Genomic DNA, 23,712 nt, shown 5'->3' on the forward strand with positions numbered 1-23,712 from the left:
CGGTGCGGTCATGTAGGGTCTGGGTCGGGCCGGAGTGCGGCATTCAATAGCCATAATGCTACAACGTTTGCCAAAATGACAGCGCATAGTTGAAACGACAACATCGGCGGACCGGCGGCCCGCCCCCCGGCGGCGGCGGGCCCGAACGGGTAAAATGCGCTCTTTGCCAGACAGGATCGCACGATGACTTTCTCCCTCTCCGACACCGCCTACCGTACCGACAGCCGCGAAGCCAAGGAAACCATGTACGCCGACCTGCGCTCGCAGCTGACCGGCCTGCTGCACGGCGAGACGGACTGGATCGCCAATACCGCCAATTTCAGCTCGCTCGTATTCAATACCATGCCGGACCTGAACTGGGCTGGCTTCTACTTCCTGCCGACGCCGGACGAACTTGTGCTGGGCCCGTTCCAGGGCAAGCCGGCGTGCATCCGCATCAAGCGCGGCCGCGGTGTGTGCGGCAGCACCGTCGAGAAAGGCGAGTCGATCGTGGTGGCGGACGTGCATGCGTTCCCGGGCCACATCGCCTGTGACGCCGCTTCCCGCTCGGAGCTGGTGGTGCCGGTCTTCGTCGGCGGCCAGGTCGCCGGGGTGTTCGACCTGGACAGCCCGCTGCCCAACCGTTTCGATGATGTCGATGCGCGCGGCATCGAGTCGCTGGTGAAGATCCTGGAACAGACGCGCGCCTGATGCGGTACGCCCGCCGCGGTTAGTCGACGCCCCTGTCCGGGCCGGTCGGGTTGCCGGCACGAATTGGCTAAGGGAGTTGACTACAGGAGTCGACTACGCGGCTAGCCTACACGAGCAGGGCCGCGCTCATCGACTTGGCCTGCTCGGCCGCCTCGTCCAGCAGCACGGCGATCTGCGGATGCTGTTCCAGGTAGCCGGACAGCGCCGCGGTGCGCGCCAGCACGTGGTCCTGCGCTTGCGGCAGCGGCGACGGCACCGGGCACAGGTAGCGCGCCACCAGCAGCGTATCGCGCAAGCCTTCCGGCGGAATGCCCACCGCGCCGCCGCGCAGCGACACAATGGCCAGCGCCACCGGTTCGGGCACCTGCAGCTTCTTCATGATTTCGCGGGCGATGATTTCCTGCGCCGCCCCCATCCATTCTTCCGGATCGTCCAGCAGGCCGGGAATCACATCGGCCCGGCCGAGCAGGTAGAAACCGCCCACCTCGTGCATGATGCCAGCGAACAGCGCGGTGTCCGGCTCCACGCGGGTGATCCGCCCGGCGATCACATACGCCAGCGCGGCGACATGCGCCGTATACTTCCATAACTGCTCGGCCCGCATTCGCAGCTGCGGATCGCGGATGCGGGCACCGAACTGGCGCACCACCATGGCCGCCGTGAGCGAATACAGGTTACGGTAACCCAGCCGCATCACCGCCGTGCGCACGCCCGTCGCCAGCGCCGCGCCGTTCGAGCGGAACACGGCCGAATTGGCCAGCGCCACCGCGCGCGCAGCCAGGATCGGCTCGGCCAGCAGCTTGCGGATCACGTCCTCGTCGTGACAATCCGGGTCAGCCAGCGTCATCTGCAGCGACAGGGCGGCATTGACGCTGGTGGGGAACACCAGTTCGCCACGCTGGGCTTCGGCGACGATCTGCGCGAAATCTTTGAGCTTTTCCATGACTGAACTATACCTGTTCCAGCCCCGGCACGGTGCGCACACTCTATCCACTCGGCAATATTTTGTGCTCTACGGATCAGTTCAGCGCCGTCGGGCCCACTTCCTCAGGCCAGCTTCGTCAGCTTCGCGATCTCGATGCTGGCCACGCCGCCGATCGCGGCCGCCAGCGTCTTGAAATGCGGCGTTGCCTCGTGTTCCTTGTGCGCCGCATCGCTGGTCCACTCTTCCAGCATCACGAACCGGTTCGGCGCGGCATTGTCGACGTGCAACTCATAACGGCGGCAATCCGCTTCCGCGCGGCTGGGCGGCACGACCTGCTCGAGCGCGCTGCGCACGGCGGCTTCGTGGCCCGCATGGGCGGTGATGGTGGCGACGACGATCAGGGCTTGGGTCACGTTCTGTCCTTTCTGGATGGGGGAAAGGCGTAGTGTAAGTGGGAACGGCTGATCGTGCAGGTGGCCAGGGCAGTGCTCAGCGGTGCGAACCTCCTGGCGTTCGTGCCGGAGCAATGACAATCCAAATTGAGCCTTAGCAGACACACCTATTTCGGAACGGACAACAATTCCAGTCCCACATCCACGATAGGCGAACGACATGGCACTCGATTCAGATCTTCAGATTGACGGCGTCAAAGGAGAACCCGTCGGGTCCAGGCACCCTGGATCGAGATCACGACTGCGCACTGGGATGAGAATGAAAAGGTCGATTGCCCTTCTTGCTTTCAGTACCAGTTTCGCACTTGCCTTAACCCCGCCCCTGGAGGCATGGCGGGCACTCGACGTTCGCTACACAATTTTCTCCGGTGAGACCTTGAGCGATCGCGACGCGCCAACCGCGACGGACCGGAAGCTCGCAATCCTCGTCGACGGCCCTGCTGCTAAGGAAATTTTCGACTCCATCGGGCCAGACATGCCGTCGAGCTGCAGTCAAAACAAAGGTGACCGGGACCGTCAGAAGCAAGGTGTGCAGTGCAATTACACAGCGCGGAGGGCGGCGAAGGGGTATCAATGCTGGATTGGGCTCGACCTTCGGACGGGCGAGAGCACTCCGACCGCTAGCTGTTGATGGCAATTGGCTCGACAAGGCGGAGCGCACCCGCCCTCTGCCGATTCGTTCAAGATTTCCACGGTTAGCCGCTCTGTCTACGCAGTCCCAACACTTAAGTTATGAGGAAGTCTAATTTTGTTGATCATCCATAAACTCGCTGTTATGTGTTGTCGCAACAATAAGGATCGTCTTAAGTTAACGGAGGCTCAACCTGGCAAGCGATGCGTATTTGCAGATTGAAGGCATTAAAGGCGAATCGGCCGACAGTACCCATCAAGGCTGGATCGAAATCACCACCGCTCATTGGGGCGTAACGCAACCAAGAGCCAGCACCTTGTCCACAGCAGGCGGCCACACAACAGGGACTGCGAATATCGGACCCTCTCCTTTTCGAAGTTCGTGGACCTTGCTTCGCCAAGCTTGATGCAGCACTGTTCCATGGGCAAGACAATAGCCAGGGCAAAATTCGAGTTCATGCGGGCTGACAGCGAGGGTCAGCGTGTTAAATATTATCAAGTCGAATTGGAGAACATACTCATTACCAATATGGATCAGCTAATGCGTGACGGCGATGTCGTACACGACGAGATCGGTAACGCTTCGCAAAGGTCAAGTGGACCTACACTCAGCAAAAAATTGGCGGTGGCGCAGGCGGATCCAGTGCAGGCGGCTGGGACTTGTGTGCCAAGAAATGCGTTTAGTTAGGAGGCCCATCATGCAACGCGGAGTTCCAATTCAACCTAAAGATTCACGCGGATACTTCATGCTGCCTCAAGCGCCAGAAGATGCCGGGTATTACGTGTATGGAAATCTGCATCACGTACCGGGGACCGGCCACTTGGCACAATACGCACACCCCAACTTACTCACGCTAATTTTCCAAATCGAACGAGAATGGCAGGCGATTTGCGACCGAAAATTTGGTATCGGCAATATAAGCATTGATGGGGGAAAAGCGTATGACAAGCACAGGTCGCACAAGAAGGGAATCGAGATGGATTGCCGACCAGTCCGCAAGGATAAGTTGACAGGCCCGGCCGCACGGGTGTCTCATAAAGATGACCCCGTCTATGACCAGGAAGCCACCATTTGCTTGATTCGACTCTTTGTGGAGCACCCCTGGATCAAGATCGTTTTCTTCAACGATGAAAAAGTGCAGGAAGCGCTAGGCGCTCGAGTTAAAACACTCAAAGGCCACAACGATCACTTCCATGCCGAATTATGGGGAAATTTCGCATGATAATCTTGCGTATTGCATTGTTTGCCGCTGCTCTGACGCTGCCTTTAACAGCCCACACCGCAGAAGGGAAGGCTACGGCCTGGAGTGCAAAACCGCGACCGCTCAGGGGCGACTACCAAGTTTATGGAGGTACTTTATCGGAGATGCTGCCACCGACGCATAGAGACAGAAAGATAGCAATGATGTTCAAGGGCCCGCTTGCGAAAGAATTATTCGAGCAGATCGGGCCAGATGAAAAAGCGTCATGTAGCGATGCTGCTGATTATCGTGAAAGGAACAGAGGTGATCTCTCCTGCACCTATACAAAAGAAGATGGACATGCCTGCTATTTTGGAATCGATGTGATATCTGGGAAAGCTATTATCGGCTCAATCTGCTGAGCCGCATTGAATCCGCTGGTCGGCCTGAGGGAAAGCTCAGCAGCAGATCGGAAATGTGCTCGGCGCTGGCAGTGGCAGCCGGCGCCGGTTACTGCGAGTCGATTACGCATTGATGGTTCCTTCTTCAATCTTAGTACTCCACGCCAACTGTTTCTCTGTCTGAATCTGCGAACAGTATGAAAGATTGCGCACACTCATCTTTATGGGAACAGCCGTTTGCGCTGACAGCCGATACACGGTTGTAATCATGGCTAGCACCGCAAGCTGATACGCACTCTATCGGGACCAATCCCGGCTGATCGCGATGCCTATTCAGTCAGATCAAAAGATTTTCACCGTGATCGATAGGCAAACACCAAGGGAACGTTCGACTCGATCGACTCGGATACACCGTCGAGTTGTAGTCAAGAATACCGCGACCGCCAACAATCGAGAGTCCAGCGCTCTAGCACGGCTCGAAGAACAGCGAAGGGTATGAATGCTGTAGTGGGCTCGATCTTCGGGCTGACAAAAGCATCCCGACAGTTAGCTCTTCATGGCAGCTGACTAGACCTGGCAGTTGGGGCCAGCAGCCCGCCAAATTCTTTTCGGTCTCGCACGCCGAGCCGCCTCGCTTGATCGCTGGCGATGTGCTACGCCAGCAAGCACATCACTTCGCTCGCCGGGCCGTACTCAGCGCGTATAAACGCAATTTTGCAGGATCATGTACTTGGCAACTCTGCCAACCCTAGCACTTAAACCGGGTAAAATGCACGCCCGACCGCAGCGCTTCTCAGCCGTACCGAACACATGAACGTCCCCGCAGAAATCAACGCCGCCGCCGTCAAGAACGGCCCCGCTGAAAAAGTCACGCCGATGATGCAGCAATACCTGCGCATCAAGGGCGAACACCCGACGATGCTGGTGTTCTACCGCATGGGCGACTTCTATGAACTGTTCCATGAGGATGCCGAGAAGGCGTCGCGCATCCTCGGCATCACGCTGACGGCGCGCGGCCATGCGAATGGCGTGCCGATCAAGATGGCCGGCGTGCCGTTCCATTCGCTGGACGGCTACCTGGCCAAGCTGGTGAAGCTGGGCGAGTCGTGCGCCATCTGCGAGCAGATCGGCGATCCGGCCACCAGCAAGGGCCCGGTGGAACGCAAGGTGGTGCGCATCGTTACCCCCGGCACGCTGACCGATTCGGACCTGCTGCCGGAAAAGTCGGAACGCCCGCTGCTGGCGCTGTCGATGCTGAACCAGCGCAAGAGCGTCACCTGCGGCCTGGCCTGGCTGTCGCTCGCCTCGGGCAACCTGAAGCTGATGGAGTTTTCCGGCGATGCGCGCGCAGTCAACGGCCGCCTGCAGCAGGAACTGGAGCGCATCGCGCCGGCCGAGATCCTGCGTGCCGATGGCGGCGACCTGTTCGACGCGATCACCATCTGCCATGTGAACGGCGTGCCTGAATGGCACTTCGACGTGGTGCACGGCCACAAGGCGTTGCTGGACCAGCTGGGCGTGGCCACGCTGACCGGCTTCGGCGCGGACGGCATGGGCCCCGCGTTCGGCGCCGCCGGTGCGCTGTTGCGCTATGCCCAGGCAACCCAGGGCCGCGGCCTGCAGCACGTGAAGAACCTGTCGTGCGAGACCGAGTCCGAGTTCATCGGGCTGGACGCGGCCACCCGGCGCAACCTGGAACTGACGGAAACCATCCGCGGCCAGGAAGCCCCCACGCTGTTCTCGCTGCTGGACGGCTGCCGCACCGCGATGGGCTCGCGGCTGCTGCGCCACTGGCTGCACCACCCGCGGCGCGACCAGGCCGTGGCACGCGGCCGCCATGACGCGATCGCCGCGCTGATGCAGGACGACGCCACCGGTTCGCTGGGCTTCCACCTGCAGCAGGTGCCGGACATCGAGCGCATCACCACGCGTATCGCCCTGCTGACGGCACGGCCGCGCGACCTGGCGGCGCTGCGCGACGGGCTGCAGCAACTGCCCAAGCTGCAAAAGTCGCTGGCCCGGGTGGCCGGCCCCGAGAGCGAAGCGGCGCTGCTGCGCTGCATCCACGAGCAGCTGGCCACGCCGGAAAGCTGCGTCGACCTGCTGGTCAGGGCGGTGATGCCGGAGCCGGCCACGATGGTGCGCGACGGCGGCGTGATCGCGCGCGGCTTCGATGCCGAGCTCGACGAACTGCGCGGCCTGTCGGAGAACGCCGGCCAGTTCCTGGTCGACCTGGAAGCGCGCGAACGGGCCCGCACCGGCATCGCCAACCTGCGCGTCGAGTACAACCGCGTGCATGGCTTCTACATCGAAGTCACCAACGGCCAGGCCGACAAGGTGCCGGAAGACTACCGCCGCCGCCAGACGCTGAAGAACTGCGAACGCTACATCACGCCGGAACTGAAGGCCTTCGAGGACAAGGCCTTGTCCGCGCAGGACCGCGCGCTGGCGCGTGAAAAAGTGCTGTACGACGTGCTGCTGGCCGACCTGGCGCCGCATATCGGCTGCCTGCAGAAGATCGCCCAGGGCATCGCCCAGCTGGACACGCTGACCGCGCTGGCGGAACACGCCATGCGCAACAACTGGTGCGCGCCCCGGCTGGTGGCCGAATCGTGCATCGATATCCACGAAGGCCGGCACCCGGTGGTGGAGAACCAGATCGAACGCTTCATCGCCAACGACTGCCGCCTGCTGGCCGAACGCCGGCTGCTGCTGATCACCGGCCCGAACATGGGCGGTAAATCCACCTTCATGCGCCAGGTCGCGCTGATCACGCTGCTGGCCTACGTGGGCAGCTACGTGCCGGCGGCCAGCGCCACGATCGGCCCGATCGACCGCATCTTCACGCGCATCGGCGCCACCGACGACCTGGCCGGCGGCCGCTCCACGTTCATGGTGGAGATGACGGAAGCGGCCACCATCCTGAACGGCGCCAGCGAGCAGTCGCTGGTGCTGATGGACGAGATCGGCCGCGGCACCTCGACCTTCGACGGCCTGGCGCTGGCCTGGGCGATCGCGCGCCACCTGATCGACACGAGCCGCAGCTTCACCCTGTTCGCCACCCACTATTTCGAGCTGACGCAGCTGCCGGAAAGCCATCCGACGGCGGCCAACGTGCACCTGTCGGCCGTCGAGCACAAGGACAGCATCGTGTTCCTGCATGCGGTGCAGGATGGCCCGGCATCGCAAAGCTACGGCCTGCAGGTGGCCCAGCTGGCCGGCGTGCCGCAGGGCGTGATCCGGGCGGCGCGCAAGCACCTGGCACGCCTGGAAGCCCAGGCCCTCGATGCCACGCCGCAGCTGGACCTGTTCGCCGCGCCGGCAACCGATGCCGACGACCAGCCCGCCATGGCCGCCGCTGGCGCTGCCGAGGCGGCGCAGGATCCGCAACTGGCGGCGCTGCTGGCCGCGCTGGACGAGCTGGATCCGGATGCGCTGTCGCCGCGCGAAGCACTGGACCGGCTGTACCAGCTCAAGCGTCTCGTGCCGGCATGACGCGGCGCGCCCGCCTGGCCTTGCTGGTGCTGGGCGCCGCCTTGCTGGCGGCGGCCCGGGCCGCGCCGGCGGACGAGCAGCCGTTCGACATCGCTGTCGTCGGCCACACTTTTCCCGACGAGCTGGGCGACGCCGACCTGAAGCGCACGATCGCCCGCGCCGACCGGGAAAAGCCGGCCTTCGTGATCGCCGTGGGCATCAAGTCGGCGGACGAACCGTGCAGCGACAAGCTGTACCTGCAGCGCAAGGCCCTGCTGAACAAATCCGACCAGCCGCTGGTGCTGGTACTGACGGGCGACGACTGGACCGGCTGCCGCAATTCGGCGGGCCGCTCCAATGCGATCGAGCGGCTGAACCGCATCCGCGAGATCTACTACGATGGGCAGGAAGCGCTGGGCCGCCGCGAGCTGGACCTGAACCGCCAGTCGACCATCACCAAGTTCCGCAGTTATTCCGAAAACGCGTACTGGGAAATGCACGGCGTGCTGTTCGCCACGATCAACCTCCCCGCCCGCAACAACCACTACCTGCTGGAAGCGGGCCGCAACAGCGAATACGAAGACCGGCTGGTCGCCAACCGTGCCTGGCTGCAGCGGCTGTTCGGCATGGCGAAACGGCGCCAGCTGGCCGGCCTCGTGCTGTTCTCGGACGGCGATGTGCGCATCCATGCCGAACCCGGCTTCTCGCTGCTGGCGGGATTTTCCACCAAACAGGATGGCTTCGCCGAAACACGCCGGCTGGTGCGCACGCTGGCCGAAAAGTACACCGGCAAGGTGCTGCTGGTCGATGCCAACCGCGAACCGCCGGTCAAGGGCGATCCCGCGCCGGGCACCGTGACTTGGCGCGGCAACCTGGGCCACGTGACCCTGCAGGGCGAGTGGAATGTGCTGCGCGTGGCGCCGGGCAGCGAAGCGCTGTTCGCGCTGCGCCATGAGGAAGGCGCCAAAGCAAACGGGCAGCCGAAGCTGCCCGTGCGCTAGTCGAGAAGGCACCAAAGCACACGGGCAGCCGAGGCTGCCCGTGTGCTGGCGACGCTTTCGCCAACGATGGCCGGTTGACGCACCGGTATTCCGGCACCGCCAGGTGGCGGGCCGGCAAGCCGGTCAGTGGATCGGCTGGGTGCGGAACTGGTCGCCCGCGTCGCCTTCGTCGTCCTCGTCGCCATGGTGGTGGCCATGCGCGCCATGCACGTGTTCGTGGGCGATTTCCTCGTCGGTGGCTTCGCGCACTTCCAGCACCTTCAGCTCGAAGCGCAGCGCCATGCCGGCCAGCGGGTGGTTACCGTCCAGCACGACCTTGTCTTCGGCGATATCGGTCACGGTGAAGATCATCGCTTCATCATCGCTGTCGCCATCCGGCATGCCTTCGAACTGCATGCCCACCTCGAGCGGCTCCGGCAGGCGCGAACGCGGCTCCACTTTCACCAGGTTCGGGTCGTAGTCGCCGAACGCGTCATCGGGTTCGATCTGGATCGTGTTCGCATAACCCACTTCCTTGCCGTCCAGTTCTTCCTCGATCTTCGGCAGGGTGTTCTCATACCCGCCATGCAGGTACACCATCGGCTGGCGGCCGTCCTCGATCAGGTTGTTCTGAGCGTCCGACAATTTGTATTGCACGGTGACGACGGTGTTCTTGGCGATCTTCATGTGACTTCCTTTCTGGTCTGATGGCGCCGATTATACCTCCACGCCGCGAGCGCCATCGCCATGCTGATGCCGGGCGCAGGAAACCGTGGACAGGCACAAATTAATGACTGACAATCGGTATCAAACAAGCTTTTCATTATGTTATCAACGCCGCCGCGCACGGAGGGAACACATGAAGAAAACAGCACAGGGTAAAACAGCACTGGGTAAAACAGCACTGCTCTTCGCAGCATCGCTGATGGCCGCCGGCACCGCCCGGGCCGCGCTTGTCACCGTCGACTACGCGGTACCGATTGCCGCGATCGCGGAGGAATACCTGGACCCGTATTCGTACGAAGAAGTCGGCACCACGTTCCTGGGCGGCATCCAGGCTTCGGTCGGCGATGTCCTCACGGGCCGCTTCACCTACGACGATGCGGCGCCCCTCGCAGCCGGCTTTGGCGGCTACTTCACGCAGGTCGTCTCGCATTCGGTCAGCTTCGACCTGATCGGCGCCACGATCACGCTGGACAACTCGCTGCTCATCACTTCGCGCACCGCCGCCGCCGATGGCCTTGGCCTGAATGGCAGCGGCAACATCGGCGGGGAAACCGACCCGCTGGCCGTGGTGGATTTCGCCTTCGCGGCACCAGCCGGCACGCACGCGCCGGAAACCTTGCCGTCAGCCGCGGACTGGCAGCACTATGGTGCCAGCTCTGCGAATCCGTTCCGGATGACGATCCATGGCCTCGGCTATAACGCCTACCTGACCGGCGGCGACATGCAGTTCAGCGTGTCGGCGGTTCCCGAGCCGGCCACGGCGGCAATGCTGCTCGCCGGCCTGGCCACCGTGGCCGCGGCGAGGCTGGGGTCGTCGTCGGCGATGCGGCGCCGCAAGGCGATCGGTGCCTGAGCGCGGCAGGCGCGAGGCGTGATGCCGCTTGTGCATGACGCCGGCGGCCGCTGCGGATGGCCTATAATCCGGGCATGAAAAAACCCGCACCGCTCCGCCTCCTGGGCGACATCACGCCCGCGCAGTTCATGCGCGATTACTGGCACAAGAAACCGCTGCTGATCCGCCAGGCCATTCCCGGCTTCCAGCCGCTGCTGCCCTTCGACCAGCTGGCCGAACTGGCCACCAGGGATTACGTCGAATCCCGGCTGGTCAGCCTGACCGATGGCGAATGGAACATGCGGCACGGCCCGCTGCATGACCTGCCGCCGCGCACGCAGCGCGAGTGGACCCTGCTGGTGCAGGGCGTCAACCTGCAGGACGATGCCGCCGACGCGCTGCTGCGCCAGTTCCGCTTCGTCCCCGACGCCCGGCTGGACGACCTGATGGTCAGCTTCGCCACCGATGGCGGCGGTGTCGGTCCCCACTTCGATTCCTACGACGTGTTCCTGCTGCAGGCCGAAGGCCAGCGGCGCTGGAAGATCGGCCCGCAAAAGGACCTGTCGCTGGTGGAAGGCTTGCCGCTGAAGATCCTCAGCAAGTTCAAGCCCACCGAGGAATTCGTGCTCGAGCCGGGCGACATGCTGTACCTGCCGCCGCACTATGCCCACGACGGCGTGGCGATCGGCGATTGCCAGACCTATTCGATCGGCTTCCGCTCGCCGTCCTACCAGGAACTCGGCGAAGCATTCCTGCAGTTCATGGCCGACTCCATCGACCTGCCCGGCCGCTATGCGGACCCCGAGCTGGAACCGTCCGCCAAGCCGGCGGAAATCCCGAAGGACATGCTGGGCCGGCTGGCGGACGAGCTGAACAAGATGCAGTTCACCGAAGACGACTTCGCCATCTTCCTCGGCGAATACCTGTCCGAACCCAAGCACAACGTGTTCTTCACGGGCCCTGAAAAGCCGCTGCCGGCCGGCCGCTTCGCGCAATCGGCGGCGAAGAAAGGTGTCAAGCTGTCGCGCAAGACACAGATGCTGTATCGCGGCAAGCATGTGTTCATCAATGGCGAGTCGTTCGCGATCGGCCGGGCCGACAAGGCGGCGCTGGAAGCACTGGCCAACAACCGCGTGCTCGAGGGTGCCCAGGTGGCGGCCGCGTCGGAAGACGTGATGGAAGCGCTGTACGCCTGGTATACCGACGGCTGGCTCGACCTGGATAAATAGGAGCGGGCGATGGACAGGCAGATCCCCAGGGAAGTGTTCGATACCCGCGCCGGGTTCCAGGCCCAGCTGGAAGCCTGCCTGTCCCGCTCCCGTGTCGCCCTGGCGATGTTCGATCCGGATTTCGGCTGGTGGGAACTGGGCAGCACCGGCAACGACGCGCTGCTGCGCACCTTCCTGCGCCATGGCGGCCGCCTGCGACTGGTTGCCCACGATAATGCACGGCTGGAGCGGGATGCACCGCGTTTCCTGCGCATCCTGCACGACTACGGCCACCTGGTGGAATGCCGGCTCACCAACGCCTCGATCCGGCACCTCACCGATTCCTTCTGCATCGGTGACGAGCATCACCTCGTGCGGCGCTTTCACAGCGCCCACTTCCGTGGCGAAGCAATTTTTCAGTCGCCGTCGTCAACCCAATCGTATCTCGAGCGTTATCAGTCTATCTGGGCCGAAACCCGGCCCGGCCTGCAAGCTGGCGTGACGGGTTTGTAACGGGTTCATAACGGATTCATGACCTCGTTCACGTAACGCGCTTCGCGGTGCCGACCGGGTTGCGGTTCAACTCTGCCGACGCTCTTGCGCAGGCTGTTTGGTTGCTCGCCTCCGGTAAGTATGGGTCAGGCGGCAAAAACTAGACTCAGTAGCAATATTGTACGTACGAAAAACTTGCGAAACTGTCTGGTGTTGCTATTGCGACTCATTTAAATTCGCTATAATATTCTGTTAGGAAGTTTCCGTTGTCTGGGGCACCATATGGTCCGAATGACCACGAAACGCCCTAGTGAGCGATAATTACCGGTAATTATTCATCGCAACTGTCATCAATTAGTGTATTAATAAAGGAAAACAAATGAAAAAGTCCCTGCTGATCGCCTCCCTGCTGGCTGTTGCCCTGGCTGCTTGCTCGAAGAAAGAAGAAGCGCCTGCTGCTCCTGCTGCTGAAGTCACCGCACCAGCTGCTGACGCAACCGCTCCTGCCGCTCCTGCTGCTGACGCAACCGCTGCTCCTGCTGCTGACGCAGCTGCTGCTCCGGCTGCTGACGCTGCTGCTGCCGCTTCGGACGCTGCTGCTGCCGCTTCGGCTGCCGCTTCGGCCGCTTCGGAAGCCGCTTCGGCCGCTGCTGCTGCCAAGTAATCGCTTCACGGCTGCCGTCTCCGGACGGCAACCTGCTCAACCGCCCCTTGTGGGCGGTTTTGTTTTATGGGGCACGTTTTCACTGGGCACGTTTTTCCTGGCCACGTTTTCCCTGGCCACGTTTTTCCTGATCACGTTTTTCCTGGCCACGTCGTTTGAAACCATCCTCTCGTGGCCAGGTGTTCCGGAGCCGCGTCCGGCCCCAGTCAAACGACGTTCCAGGCGGCCGGCTTCGCAGCCGCCCGTTTCCAACGTCTCCGCTTCGCCAGCCGCGTCAATACGCCACCGAGAAACGCCGCCGCGAGTGGGCCGGCTGCTCCAGCTCGTCGATCATCGCCACTGCGTAGTCTTCCAGCGAGATATGGCTGTTTCCGGAAGCATCCGTCAACAACTGGTCCGATCCCAGGCGGAAGACACCTGTACGGCTGCCCGGCTCGAGGTGTGCCGCCGGGCTCAGCATCGTCCAGTCCAGCGCCTCTTCCGCGCGCAGCAGCCGCAGCGCCTCGCGCGCCCCTTCCGCGGTAGCCTTCCACTGCACAGGGAATGCCGGGGTATCGACCAGCTGCACGCCGGGCGCCACTTCCAGGCTGCCAGCGCCGCCGACCACCAGCAAGCGCGGTACGCGCGCCGCCCTGGTTGCCGCGATGATCGCCTCGATACCCCGCACGTAATAACCCTGCACATCCTGCTGGGCATGGCCGCTGAAGGCGCTGACCACGGCATCGAGGCCAGCCAGTTGCGCCGCCAGTGTGTCGCGGTCGTGCACATCCACGCGCACGGCATGCACGCCCGGGCGCTCCGGTACGTTGGCGGGCCGCGAGACGATGGCTTTCACGTCGTGGCCACGGCTGGCGGCTTCGGCCAGCAATGCCGAGCCGACATAGCCGGTAGCGCCGATCAGTGCGATGTTCATATGATTCCTTTCAGTGGATGGGTACAGCGCCATCATGCGCTTCGGCATTGCCCTGATAAATCCCTAAGGTCATAATTCATTCATCAGGAATTCTAAATAATGCAATGGCCATCCCTGGACATGTGGACCTCAATGACCTGGTCGTGTTTGCCGCCGTGGTGGAAACGGGCGGCTTTTCCAAGGCCGCGCTGCGGCTCGGCGTTGCGCCGGCCAAGGTGAGCCTGGAAGTGGCCCGGCTGGAAGCGCGGCTCGGCACCGCGCTGCTGACACGCACCACCCGCCGCGTGCTGCCCACCGTCGCCGGCCAGGCCCTGCATGAAGAGTGCGCCCCGCTGCTGCGGCAATTGCGCTCCGCAGTCGACGAAGTCCACGCCACCGCCGCCACGCTGACGGGCAGCCTGCGCGTGACGGCGCCGACCGACTTCGGCGCCCATTTCGTCGCCCCGGCGCTGGCGCGCTTCGCCGCCCTGCATCCGGCGCTGGCGATCGAGTTGCAGACGGGCGACCGGATCGCCGACCTGGTGGGGGAAGGGATCGACATCGCGATCCGCATGGGCTGGCTGCGCGACTCGACGCTGCGGGCCGTCAAGCTGGCCGAGTTCGGCCAATACGCGGTCGCGGCGCCCTCCTACCTGGCGCGGGCGGGCGCACCGCGCACGCCGCAGGAGCTGGCCACGCTGGACTGGATCGCCCTGACGCGGCTGCCCGCGCCGCTGAAATGGACCTTCGCCGGCCCTGGCGGGGCGAGCGAGACGGTGCAGATGCGGGCGCGCATCCGCACCGATTCCGCCGGCGCCCTGCGCGCGCTGGTCCTGGATGGGGCCGGTGTATCAATCCTGGACGAGTACAGCGTGCGGCGCGATCTCGCCAGCGGCGCCCTGGTGCGGCTGCTGCCCGGGTGGACCCTGCCCCCCGGCGGCACGTTCGCCGTATTCCCGCCCGGGCGGCATGTCTCGCGCAGAGTGAGGGCCTTCGTCGAGCACTTCCAGGCGTGGCTGGCGGCTGGCGCCGAATGAAAAAAACCGGCCTCGCGGGCCGGTTCTCGGTGGCGTGAACGCCGGTTATTTCAGTTCGTCCTGCAGCAGCGTCAGGATCTTTTCCGCGGTCGGCGACGTATCCGCCTCGCCCTTGTTGTTCTGCACGCTGACCTGGCTGGTGTTGCCGGTCGGCGCCGCCTTGACGATGATGCGGTAGCGTTGCGCTTCCTTGTCGGCGTCCGACGAACCCCACGTGAACAGGCGCTTCAGGAAGCCGGGCTTCTCTACCTGGTCGGCCACGTAGCGCACGTAGTAGATGCCCTGCACGCGGTCGCGGTCTTCCACGGTGAAGCCGGCGCGGTCCAGCGCCAGGCCGACGCGGCGCCACGAGCGGTCGAAGCCTTCGTCCGTTTCCACGTGGCGGTTGGCGCCCTCGCCTTTCAGGAAGGCATGCAGCGGTTGCACGATCGCGTTGTCGACGGCGGTGCGGGCCGCCGTGGCTTCGGTGCCGCCCAGCTTGGTCAGCAGGCGCGCCAGGAATACCGCTTCCAGGTTAGGGTCGGAAGGCCGCGGCGTCCACGTCACGATTTCCTTTTCCGGCCCCTGGGCGATTTCCGCCGCGCCGCGGTGGCTGATGTAGATCTCGGTGGTGCCATCGGCGTTGCGCTCGACACGGGTGCGGTACTTGTCGCGTTCGCCGGTCGAATAGGCCGAATCGAACACCTTGCCGATGGTGCGGCGGATGATGTCCTGCGGGATCTTCGCGCGGTTCTCGTTCCACTCGGTTTCCATCACGCCGGCGGTCGCGTCGTCGAGCGACATCGTGAAGCCGGCGTCTTCCCAGAACGACTTCAGCTGCGGCCACAGCACGTCAGGAGAAGCTTTGACGACCAGCCAGCGCTGGTTGCCGGCCCGCTCCACGCGCACCTTGTCGTTTCCGGCGCTGGCCACTTCATTGCCGCCGGCGGCGGCTGCCGGCGCGGCCAGCGTTCCACCGCCGCCGCCTGCCATGCTGGCGCGCTGCGCCGCATAGCCGGAAGCGGTGGCGACACCGCTGCCGCTGTCCGGCAGCGCGTAGCGATTATCCTTCTGCAACTGGGTGAGGTCCGGCGGTACGTCCAGCGTGCTGGCTTTCTTGGCCGACTTGTAGTCCACCGTGGTCTTGCCGACCACGGATTCAACCATGCCGCAGCCAGTCAGGCTCAGCATCAGGACGCCAAGCGCGAGGCCGCTTTGCGGAGTAAGGGAAGCTTTCTTGATCATGTGGTGACAGAGATAAAAGCTGAAGGAACCAGCTGGGTGATCGTCGCGGCGGCGCCGGAACCGGCGCCGCCACACTCCGGCATTACGCCAGCACGCCGGCTTCGACCAGGGCGGTACGTACCGTCTGGTGGAATTCGGAGGCGAGCGGAACCAGCGGCAGGCGGATGCCGGCTGGCATCTTGCCCATTTCCGCCAATGCCCACTTGGCGGGCACCGGGTTCGGCTCGACGAACAGTTTCTGGTGCAGGGGGAAAACCTTGTCGTTGATCTCGATGGCGCGGGCGATTTCACCCGTCATGGCTGCGGCGCACATCTCGGCCATGGCGCGCGGCGCCACATTGGCGGTCACGGAAATATTGCCCTTGCCGCCAGCCAGCATCAGCGCCATCGCGGTCGGATCGTCGCCGGAATACACGGCGAACTCCTTCGGCACCGCGCGCAGCAGGCGCAGCAGGTCCAGGCCCCGGCCGATATTGCCGGTGGCATCCTTGATGCCGATGATGTTCTCGATGGCCGCCAGGCGCACCACGGTGTCGTTCGCCATGTCCGCCACGGTGCGGCCAGGCACGTTGTACAGGATGACCGGCAGGTCCACCGCTTCGGCGATCGCCTTGAAGTGCTGGTACATGCCTTCCTGGGTCGGCCGGTTATAGTAGGGCACTACTTGCAAGGTCGCATCGGCACCGGCTTCCTTGGCATAACGGGTCAGCACGATGGCTTCGGCGGTCGAGTTGCCACCGCTGCCGGCGATCACGGGAATACGGCCGGCAACCCGGTCCACGCAGGCCTTGATCAGTGCACAGTGCTCGGCCACCGTCACGGTAGCGGACTCACCCGTGGTGCCGACGATGACGATGCCATCCGTACCTTCGGCAATATGCCAATCGATCAGGCGGTTCAGGCTGTCATAGTCCAGACTGCCATCCGCGTGCATCGGCGTCACGATTGCAACAATGCTGCCCTTAATCATATATTGAACCAATTGCAAATAGATTGAAAACGTCGATTGTAGACGATCGCCTGCGCCCGTGGGGTATTTCGCGGCGGTATCAACTCCCGATACGGCCGAGCAGCGCGGCTTCCCGCGGGAACTCGGCCTTGACGGCGCACACCCGCTGGACCATGGCCCGGACGCTGCCCTGCTGGCCATCCTCATTAACGATGCCATCCTCGAAAGCGATGACACGCAAGCCCTGCTGGCGCGCAAGTTCCAGCAATTCGCCCGGCTTCAGCAGGAAGTCGGGATTGCTGGGCTTGCCGAACGCCGCATTGCCGTCGGCGAAGGTTTCATAGATCAGCACGCCATTCGGCGCCAGGCTGCCGATCATGTCGGCCAGCAGCGGCCGGTGCAGGTAATTGGTGACCACGATGCCGGCAAACCGGTTCGGCCCGAATGGCCACGGCGCTTCGTCCACCTCCAGGTCGATGTCGCTGGTCACGATGCCGGGCCCGGCCGTGGCGGCCAGCGCGTCCGGCCGCCGGTCGACGGCGATCACCGCATGTCCCAGCGTGACAAGGTGGCGCGAATGGCGGCCGTTGCCGCACGCGAGGTCGAGTACCTCGCCACCGGGAATCAATGGTGCAAAGCGTTGCACCCAGGGAGAAACCACGTCGCTCATCTGTTCCTTCACTCACAGTCAGGTATTACTCGATCCCATGGCCGCGCGCAGCCGCGCACCGGCCGGTCCATGCTTCATAAGCCGAGCAGCAGCTGCAGCGGCAGCACCAGCAAGCCCAGCACACCGATGAAGATGCCCACCATGCTCGTCAGCAGCGGCGTCAGCAGGTTGAAATACATCGCCACCAGCAAGCCGATGAAGATCCACGGGGTATACAACTCGATCCGGGCATAGCGCCGCGCCAGTTCGTTCGGCAGCAGCGCCGTCATGATACGGCCGCCGTCGAGCGGCGGCACCGGCAGCAGGTTGAACACGCACATGATCGCGTTCACATTTACGCCGGCAACGGCCATCTTGACCAGGAACGGTTCGGACACGCCCATGCCGGTCATCAGCTCCAGCCAGATCATCCAGGCCAGGCCCATCGCGAAATTGGCCATCGGGCCGGCCGCGGCCACGAAACCCATCTGCTTCTTGGGATTGCGCAGCCGGCTGTAATCGACCGGTACCGGCTTGGCATAGCCGAACGGCATGTGGATCGTCAGGTACAGGATCAGCGGCAGGATGATGGTGCCGAAGGGATCGATGTGCCGGGTGGGGTTGACCGACAGGCGCCCCTGCTCGTGCGCGGTCGGGTCGCCGAAATACCGGGCCACGTAGCCATGGGCCGCCTCGTGCAGCGAAATCGCGAACAGCACGGGGATCGCATACACCGCGATGGTCTGGATGGCTTGGCTGAATTCATTCATGGGCAAAATTTTACCAGACTGCAATGACAGCCCTGGCGGGTCGAAAGAGGGAGGAAGGTAAAGAAGGGAAAAGACGCCAGCGGAGGATGGCCGGCGCAGCTCTCATTGGCCGGCTTTCACAGGCCCGTTTTTCACAGCCCCCCTTTCACAGGCCCACCATGGCCGGATCGCCGCGGCCCAGGCGAACCAGCTCCGGCTCGGCACCCGTCAGGTCGACGACGGTCGTCATCTCCATGCTGCAAGCCCCGCCGTCGATGACCAGGTCCAGCTGCTTGCCGATGCGGGCATTGATCTCTTCGGGATCGTTCAGCGGTTCGGTCTCGTCCGGCAAGATCAGCGTGGACGAGATCAGCGGCTGGCCCAGCTCGGCCATCAGCGCCTCGACGATCGGCGTTTCCGGCACACGCAGGCCGATGGTCTTGCGCGACGGGTGCGACAGCCGGCGCGGCACTTCCCGCGTGGCTTCCAGGATGAACGTGAACGGCCCCGGGGTAGCCGCCTTCAGCAGCCGGAACTGCTTGTTGTCGACGCGGGCATACACGCCGATCTCGGACAGGTCGCGGCACAGCAGCGCCAGGTGGTGCTTTTCATCGATGCCGCGGATGCGGCGCAGGCGCTCGACGGCCGCCTTGTCGTCCAGGTGGCACACCAGCGCATAGCACGAGTCGGTGGGCACGGCGACGACGCCGCCGCCGTGGATGATCTGGGCCGCCTGCTTGATCAGGCGGCCTTGCGGATTGACGGGATGGATTTCAAAGAATTGGCTCATGCCTCGATTTTTCCGGTTGACCGGGCACCTTACCTCAGTGCCTGCAATGCCGCGATGCGTTCCTCGAACGGCGGGTGGGTGGAGAACAGCGCCGACCAGCCGCCGCCGCCCGAGATGCCGGAAGCGGCCATGTTCTGCGGCAGGCCGCCCGGCTCCATGCCGCCCAGGCGGGCCAGCGCGTTCTGCATCGGCGCGGTGCTGCCCAGCAGGCGGGCCGAGCCGGCATCGGCGCGGAACTCGCGCTTGCGCGAGAACCAGGCCACGATGATCGATGCCAGCAGGCCGAACACGATTTCGCAGACAAACACGGTGGCCATGTAGCCGATGCCGCGGCCGCCCTCGTTGCGCAGCAGTATCTTGTCGACGAAGAAGCCGACGATACGGGCGAAGAACACCACGAAGGTATTCACCACGCCCTGGATCAGGGTCAGCGTGACCATGTCGCCATTGGCGATGTGCGCCACCTCGTGGCCCAGCACCGCTTCCACTTCTTCGCGATTCATCGATTGCAGCAGGCCGGTGGACACGGCCACCAGCGCGGAATTCTTGAAGGCGCCGGTGGCGAAGGCATTCGGTTCGCCGTCATACACGGCCACTTCCGGCATGCCGATGCCGGCGCGCTGGGCCAGGCCCTGCACGGTGGACAGCAGCCACTGCTCGGTGGAATTCTGCGGCGCGTCGATCACGCGGGCGCCGGTGGTCCACTTCGCCATCGGCTTGGAAATCAGCAGGGAGATGATCGAGCCGGTAAAACCGACCACCAGCGAGAACGCCAGCAGCCCGCCCATCTCCAGTTGCCCGCCCGCGCCGGGCCGGCCGATGCCGAGCAGCGACAGTACGATGGACAACACCAACATCACGGCGAGGTTGGTGGCGATAAACAGGACGATGCGTTTCATGTAGAAGTCTCCGGATGTGATCCGAGGGGCCATATAAGGCTATAACCACAAAATTACAAGGGTATTTCCGGCCTGGCGCCAGCCACGGAGATGAACTGGCCGGGCTTTCCCCGCCCGGCGGGCCGTCAGGTCCAGTCGTGCCAGACCGGCGTGACGCTGGCCGGCAGCGGCGGCAGCGCGGCGAAATCCACCCGCGCCTCGCCCGGCGCATGGAAATCGGTGCCGCGCGAAGCCAGGAAGCCATAGGCGTTGGCCAGCTGCGCATACACCGGGTACTGGTCCGGCGTATGGCTGCCGGTCACCACTTCGATCGCGGTGCCGCCCAGCTCCTTGAACTCATCGAACAGTACGCCCTGCTGCAACTGCGTGAAGCGGTAGCGGCCCGGGTGGGCGATGACGGCCACCCCGCCGGCGCCCTGGATCCAGCCGACGGCCTGTTCCAGGCTGGCCCAGCGGTGCGGCACGTAGCCGGGCTTGCCTTCGGACAGGTACTTGCGGAACACTTCCGGCGTGTTGGCGCAATAGCCCTGCTGCACCAGGAAGCGGGCGAAGTGCGTGCGCGACATCAGCGCCGGGTTGTCGACGAATTCCAGCGCGCCTTCGTAGGCGCCGTGGATGCCGGCCTTGGCCAGCTGTTCGCCGATCTCGCGGCCGCGCGCATCGCGGCCCTCGCGGGTGGCGGCCAGCCCGCGCAGCAGCGCGGGATCGTTCTCGTCGATATTCAGGCCGACGATGTGCACCGTTTCGCCGCTCCACGTGATCGAGATTTCCACGCCGGCCACGAAACGCATGCCCAGCTCGAGCGCCGCGGCGCGCGCGGCGGCGATGCCGCCCACTTCATCGTGGTCGGTCAATGCCCACACGTCCACGCCGGCCTGGCGCGCGTACTTCGCCACGGCGGCAGGCGCGAGGACGCCGTCGGAAACATTGGAATGGCAGTGCAGGTCGACTTTCAGCATGGGCGGAGGGAAACGGTAACGAGCGGTCATTGTACCGCCGCCCGCCGCGCGGCGCCGCAAGCGGCCAATTATGCGCGGAATGAGTCCGTGCGTGGAATGAGTCCGTGCGCGGAACGAGACTATGCGGGCAACGACGTCCACACGCGGCGGGAACTCAGGCCAGGAAGTCCCGGATCATCTCCGCCAGCAGCGCCGGCTGATCATGGTGCAGCATGTGGCCGGCATCGGGCACCATCTTCGGCGTGATGTCGGCGATATGCGCCATCCTGCGGTCGACCTCGCGCCGGCCCTCTTCCGGTCCGCCCAGCCACAGCCACATATTGGTATCCGCCGCTTCCACCCACAGCACCGGGGCGGTGATGCGGCGCCAGCACGCCATGATGTCCTCGGCGTGATACGGCAGCGGGCTGGCCTGCTTGTGCACCGGGTCGCCGAGGATTTCCCATTCGCCGGCCGCATTGCGGGCGGACCAGTGCCGCGCCAGGAAGGCCGCCCGCTCGTCGCTCAGGCGCGGGTTGGTCTTTTGCAGGCGTGCCGCGACGGCTTCCTCGGTCGGGTAACCCTTCATCGCCGGTGGATCGAGCAGTTCGTCCAGCCACTTCGCATAGCGCTTCGGCGCGTCTTCCGGCTTCGCGCCCGTCAGGCCGAAGCCTTCCAGGTTGACGAAGCGGCGGATCCGTTCCGGCCGCACCCCCGCATAGATGCCGGCGATATTGCCGCCCATGCTGTGGCCGACCAGGTCGACCTGCCCTTCGGGCTGGTAGTGGCGCAGGATCGCATCCAGGTCGGCGAGGTAGTCGGGGAACCAGTAGGTGTCGGTACCGGACCGCTCGGTGAGGCCGAAACCGCGCCAGTCGGGTGCGATGACATGCCAGTCGCCACCCAGGTGGTCGACCACGAACTGGAACGAAGCGCCCACGTCCATCCAGCCGTGCAGCATGAAGATCTTCGGCGCGCCGTCGCGGCCCCAGTGGCGGACATGGGTGCGCAGGCCGCGCACGGTGAGGAAATCGGAACGGGAAGGTGTCATCGGGCTGGTCTTGAAATGGTCGGTGTCGTCGCAATATGCGGACTTTCGTTGAAGAAAGTCCTTGTCGAAGCGAGTTTAGCACGATCGTGCTTATTCGCCTTGCAAACGTTAACGGCACGGCTTCCGGGGCGCAAGAGCGTAAAATGTCGCCAATATTTTCCCCGGACAAGGCCAAGCCATGACGATCTACCAGTTGGGCACGGATGCGCCCGACATCGACGCCACCGCCTTCGTGGCCGACACCGCCACGGTGATCGGCAAGGTCACGCTGGAGGCGAACAGCTCGGTGTGGTTCGGTGCCACGCTGCGCGGCGACAACGAGCGCATCACCATCGGCGCGAACAGCAATGTGCAGGAAGGTACGGTGATGCATACCGACATGGGCTATCCGCTGACGATCGGCCGCAACGTCACGATCGGCCACCAGGCCATGCTGCATGGCTGCACCATCGGCGACGGCGCACTGGTCGGCATCCAGGCCGTGATCCTGAACGGCGCGAAGATCGGCAAGGGTTGCCTGGTCGGCGCGGGTGCCCTGGTCACCGAGGGCAAGGAATTCCCCGACAACGTGCTGATCATCGGTTCCCCGGCCAAGGCCGTGCGCGAGCTGGCGGCGGACGACGTGGCGCGGCTGCGAGGCAGCGCCGACAGCTACGTGGAACGCGCGCAGCTGTTCAAGACAAATTTGAAAAAGATTGGATAACGCATGACCCAGGATACCCTGCAAAAATTCATTTTCGAGAACGCCGCCGTGCGGGGCGAGCTGGTCGACATCTCGGCCACGTGGCGCGAGATCCAGGCGCGCCACCAGTATCCGGTGGCCGTCAAGCGGCTGCTGGGGCAGATGGTGTCCGCCGCGGCCCTGCTGTCGGCCAACCTGAAATTCAACGGCTCCATCGTGATGCAGATCCATGGCGACGGCCCGGTACGCCTGCTGGTGGTCGAATGCGATTCCCAGCTGCGCATGCGCGCCACCGCGAAGCTGAACGAGGACGCGGCCATCGCCGACGACGCCAACCTGACGGATTTGCTGAACCAGACGGGCCGCGGCCGCTTCGTGATCACGCTCGACCCGGCCGAGAAAGTGCCGGGCCAGCAGCCGTACCAGGGCGTCGTGCCGCTCGACGGCGAGGACGTCGCCACCGTGATCGAACACTACATGCTGCGTTCCGAGCAGCTGGACACGCAGCTGTGGCTGGCCGCCGACGACAACGTGGCGCGCGGCCTGCTGCTGCAAAAGCTGCCGCTGCATGGCGGCAAGGCCGAAGCGAATCCCGTCACGCCGGAAGAGGCGCTGGAAACCTGGAACCGCGCCGTCATGCTGGGGCGCACGCTGAAAGAAGAAGAACTGCTGTCCACCGAAATCGACGTGCTGCAAAAGCGCCTGTTCTGGGAAGAAACCATCCGCGTGTTCGACCCGGTGCACCCGTCGTTCCACTGCAGCTGCACGCGCGACAAGGTGGGCAACATGCTCAAGATGCTGGGCCAGGCCGAAGTGGAAGACGCGCTGGCCGAGCAGGGCAAGCTGGGCATCAACTGCGACTTCTGCGGCAAGCACTATGAATACGACGCCGTCGACTGCGCCCAGCTGTTCGCCACCGACGCCCCCGCCGAAGCGCTGATCCATCCTACCGAAGCCAAGCACTGACCAGCCTCCACACCCTGCCCAAGCCCGCCCTCCCCGGCGGGTTTTTTATTGCCTCAACGGCTGAGCTGGTCGCAAAACAACATCGAACACACTGGGGACAGTCCCCCTGGAGGGGACAGTCCCCAGGATTTTTACAACAGTCGTTTGGAAACATTGTTTCGGGCAGTCATCACGCCGTCACATCGTCTCGCTACGCTCCGCGTCGTTGCATTTTCAACCAACTTAACGACG

24 protein-coding genes and 1 pseudogene are annotated in these 23,712 nt (G+C 64.0%); 13 read left to right on the plus strand and 12 right to left on the minus strand.

Annotation, left to right across the window (positions count from 1 at the left end; translation table 11 throughout):
• The first annotated feature begins 183 nt into the window (after positions 1-183).
• The gene (locus tag OU994_RS25780) at positions 184-690 is read left to right on the plus strand and encodes a GAF domain-containing protein (protein ID WP_131144453.1); all 507 of its coding nucleotides are present in this window, start codon (positions 184-186) and stop codon (positions 688-690) included.
• A 106-nt stretch (positions 691-796) separates the two neighbouring features.
• On the opposite strand, the gene OU994_RS25785 is transcribed toward OU994_RS25780, so the two are convergent.
• Both OU994_RS25785 and OU994_RS25790 read right to left on the minus strand, forming a co-directional pair.
• Positions 797-1,633, minus strand: coding sequence for an HDOD domain-containing protein (locus OU994_RS25785; RefSeq protein ID WP_281608244.1), 837 nt, complete (start codon positions 1,631-1,633; stop codon positions 797-799).
• Between the two features lie 104 nt (positions 1,634-1,737).
• Positions 1,738-2,028 (minus strand): putative quinol monooxygenase, encoded by a 291-nt coding sequence (locus tag OU994_RS25790; RefSeq protein WP_281608245.1) that lies wholly within the window; start codon positions 2,026-2,028, stop codon positions 1,738-1,740.
• A gap of 863 nt (positions 2,029-2,891) precedes the next feature.
• Between OU994_RS25790 and OU994_RS25795 the strand changes: the two are divergent.
• From OU994_RS25795 to OU994_RS25815, 5 genes and pseudogenes are all read left to right on the plus strand, one after another.
• Positions 2,892-3,381 (plus strand): annotated as a pseudogene (locus OU994_RS25795) (Hcp family type VI secretion system effector).
• Positions 3,382-3,395: 14 nt separating this feature from the next.
• A complete protein-coding gene (locus tag OU994_RS25800) occupies positions 3,396-3,920 on the plus strand; it encodes a penicillin-insensitive murein endopeptidase (protein WP_281608246.1) in 525 nt (174 codons plus the stop codon).
• The gene (locus OU994_RS25805) at positions 3,917-4,300 is read left to right on the plus strand and encodes a hypothetical protein (RefSeq protein ID WP_281608247.1); all 384 of its coding nucleotides are present in this window, start codon (positions 3,917-3,919) and stop codon (positions 4,298-4,300) included. Before OU994_RS25800 ends, OU994_RS25805 begins: the two co-directional genes overlap by 4 nt.
• A 789-nt stretch (positions 4,301-5,089) precedes the next feature.
• Complete coding sequence (gene mutS, locus OU994_RS25810) at positions 5,090-7,774, plus strand: DNA mismatch repair protein MutS (protein WP_281608248.1); 2,685 nt, start codon at positions 5,090-5,092, stop codon at positions 7,772-7,774.
• Complete coding sequence (locus OU994_RS25815) at positions 7,771-8,754, plus strand: hypothetical protein (RefSeq protein WP_281608249.1); 984 nt, start codon at positions 7,771-7,773, stop codon at positions 8,752-8,754. The genes mutS and OU994_RS25815 overlap by 4 nt, the downstream gene beginning before the upstream one ends.
• A gap of 123 nt (positions 8,755-8,877) precedes the next feature.
• On the opposite strand, the gene OU994_RS25820 is transcribed toward OU994_RS25815, so the two are convergent.
• The gene (locus tag OU994_RS25820; protein ID WP_131144449.1) at positions 8,878-9,420 is read right to left on the minus strand and encodes a peptidylprolyl isomerase; all 543 of its coding nucleotides are present in this window, start codon (positions 9,418-9,420) and stop codon (positions 8,878-8,880) included.
• 172 nt (positions 9,421-9,592) lie between these two features.
• On the opposite strand from OU994_RS25820, the gene OU994_RS25825 reads away from it, so the two are divergent.
• The 4 genes from OU994_RS25825 (at position 9,593) to OU994_RS25840 (ending at position 12,655) form a co-directional block, all read left to right on the plus strand.
• Positions 9,593-10,312 carry a PEP-CTERM sorting domain-containing protein gene (locus OU994_RS25825; RefSeq protein ID WP_281608250.1) on the plus strand — a complete coding sequence of 240 codons (720 nt, stop codon included), beginning with the start codon at positions 9,593-9,595 and terminating at the stop codon, positions 10,310-10,312.
• Positions 10,313-10,386: 74 nt separating this feature from the next.
• Complete coding sequence (locus tag OU994_RS25830) at positions 10,387-11,520, plus strand: cupin domain-containing protein (RefSeq protein ID WP_281608251.1); 1,134 nt, start codon at positions 10,387-10,389, stop codon at positions 11,518-11,520.
• A 9-nt stretch (positions 11,521-11,529) separates the two neighbouring features.
• On the plus strand, positions 11,530-12,012 hold the full coding sequence (locus OU994_RS25835) for a hypothetical protein (protein WP_281608252.1): 483 nt from the start codon (positions 11,530-11,532) through the stop codon (positions 12,010-12,012).
• Between the two features lie 358 nt (positions 12,013-12,370).
• On the plus strand, positions 12,371-12,655 hold the full coding sequence (locus tag OU994_RS25840; protein ID WP_131144445.1) for a hypothetical protein: 285 nt from the start codon (positions 12,371-12,373) through the stop codon (positions 12,653-12,655).
• A 274-nt stretch (positions 12,656-12,929) separates the two neighbouring features.
• Here OU994_RS25840 and OU994_RS25845 read toward each other — a convergent pair whose 3' ends face one another.
• Complete coding sequence (locus OU994_RS25845; RefSeq protein WP_281608253.1) at positions 12,930-13,568, minus strand: NAD(P)-dependent oxidoreductase; 639 nt, start codon at positions 13,566-13,568, stop codon at positions 12,930-12,932.
• Positions 13,569-13,672: 104 nt separating this feature from the next.
• Here OU994_RS25845 and OU994_RS25850 point away from each other — a divergent pair, with 104 nt between their 5' ends.
• Complete coding sequence (locus OU994_RS25850; RefSeq protein WP_281608254.1) at positions 13,673-14,584, plus strand: LysR family transcriptional regulator; 912 nt, start codon at positions 13,673-13,675, stop codon at positions 14,582-14,584.
• Between the two features lie 45 nt (positions 14,585-14,629).
• On the opposite strand, the gene bamC is transcribed toward OU994_RS25850, so the two are convergent.
• The 8 genes from bamC to OU994_RS25890 form a co-directional block, all read right to left on the minus strand.
• Entirely contained in the window at positions 14,630-15,754 is a 1,125-nt protein-coding gene (gene bamC / locus OU994_RS25855; protein ID WP_281608255.1) for an outer membrane protein assembly factor BamC, read from the minus strand.
• Positions 15,755-15,890: 136 nt separating this feature from the next.
• Complete coding sequence (gene dapA / locus OU994_RS25860; protein ID WP_281608256.1) at positions 15,891-16,778, minus strand: 4-hydroxy-tetrahydrodipicolinate synthase; 888 nt, start codon at positions 16,776-16,778, stop codon at positions 15,891-15,893.
• Positions 16,779-16,857: 79 nt separating this feature from the next.
• On the minus strand, positions 16,858-17,427 hold the full coding sequence (locus OU994_RS25865; RefSeq protein ID WP_281608257.1) for a bifunctional 2-polyprenyl-6-hydroxyphenol methylase/3-demethylubiquinol 3-O-methyltransferase UbiG: 570 nt from the start codon (positions 17,425-17,427) through the stop codon (positions 16,858-16,860).
• A 74-nt stretch (positions 17,428-17,501) separates the two neighbouring features.
• Positions 17,502-18,176: a site-2 protease family protein gene (locus tag OU994_RS25870; RefSeq protein WP_131144439.1), complete on the minus strand. Its 675-nt coding sequence runs from the start codon at positions 18,174-18,176 to the stop codon at positions 17,502-17,504.
• 145 nt (positions 18,177-18,321) lie between these two features.
• Positions 18,322-18,945 carry an L-threonylcarbamoyladenylate synthase gene (locus tag OU994_RS25875; RefSeq protein WP_281608258.1) on the minus strand — a complete coding sequence of 208 codons (624 nt, stop codon included), beginning with the start codon at positions 18,943-18,945 and terminating at the stop codon, positions 18,322-18,324.
• A gap of 29 nt (positions 18,946-18,974) precedes the next feature.
• Entirely contained in the window at positions 18,975-19,844 is an 870-nt protein-coding gene (htpX, locus tag OU994_RS25880) for a protease HtpX (protein WP_281608259.1), read from the minus strand.
• A gap of 125 nt (positions 19,845-19,969) precedes the next feature.
• On the minus strand, positions 19,970-20,803 hold the full coding sequence (locus OU994_RS25885; RefSeq protein WP_281611723.1) for a 3',5'-nucleoside bisphosphate phosphatase: 834 nt from the start codon (positions 20,801-20,803) through the stop codon (positions 19,970-19,972).
• A 154-nt stretch (positions 20,804-20,957) separates the two neighbouring features.
• Entirely contained in the window at positions 20,958-21,833 is an 876-nt protein-coding gene (locus OU994_RS25890; RefSeq protein ID WP_281608260.1) for an alpha/beta fold hydrolase, read from the minus strand.
• Positions 21,834-22,011: 178 nt separating this feature from the next.
• On the opposite strand from OU994_RS25890, the gene OU994_RS25895 reads away from it, so the two are divergent.
• Both OU994_RS25895 and hslO read left to right on the plus strand, forming a co-directional pair.
• Positions 22,012-22,536 carry a gamma carbonic anhydrase family protein gene (locus tag OU994_RS25895; protein WP_281608261.1) on the plus strand — a complete coding sequence of 175 codons (525 nt, stop codon included), beginning with the start codon at positions 22,012-22,014 and terminating at the stop codon, positions 22,534-22,536.
• Between the two features lie 3 nt (positions 22,537-22,539).
• Positions 22,540-23,481, plus strand: coding sequence for an Hsp33 family molecular chaperone HslO (gene hslO / locus OU994_RS25900; protein ID WP_281608262.1), 942 nt, complete (start codon positions 22,540-22,542; stop codon positions 23,479-23,481).
• The last annotated feature ends 231 nt before the right edge of the window (positions 23,482-23,712 follow it).

It is taken from the genome of Pseudoduganella sp. SL102, from assembly GCF_027856995.1.
Lineage (GTDB): Bacteria > Pseudomonadota > Gammaproteobacteria > Burkholderiales > Burkholderiaceae_D > Rugamonas > Rugamonas albidiflava.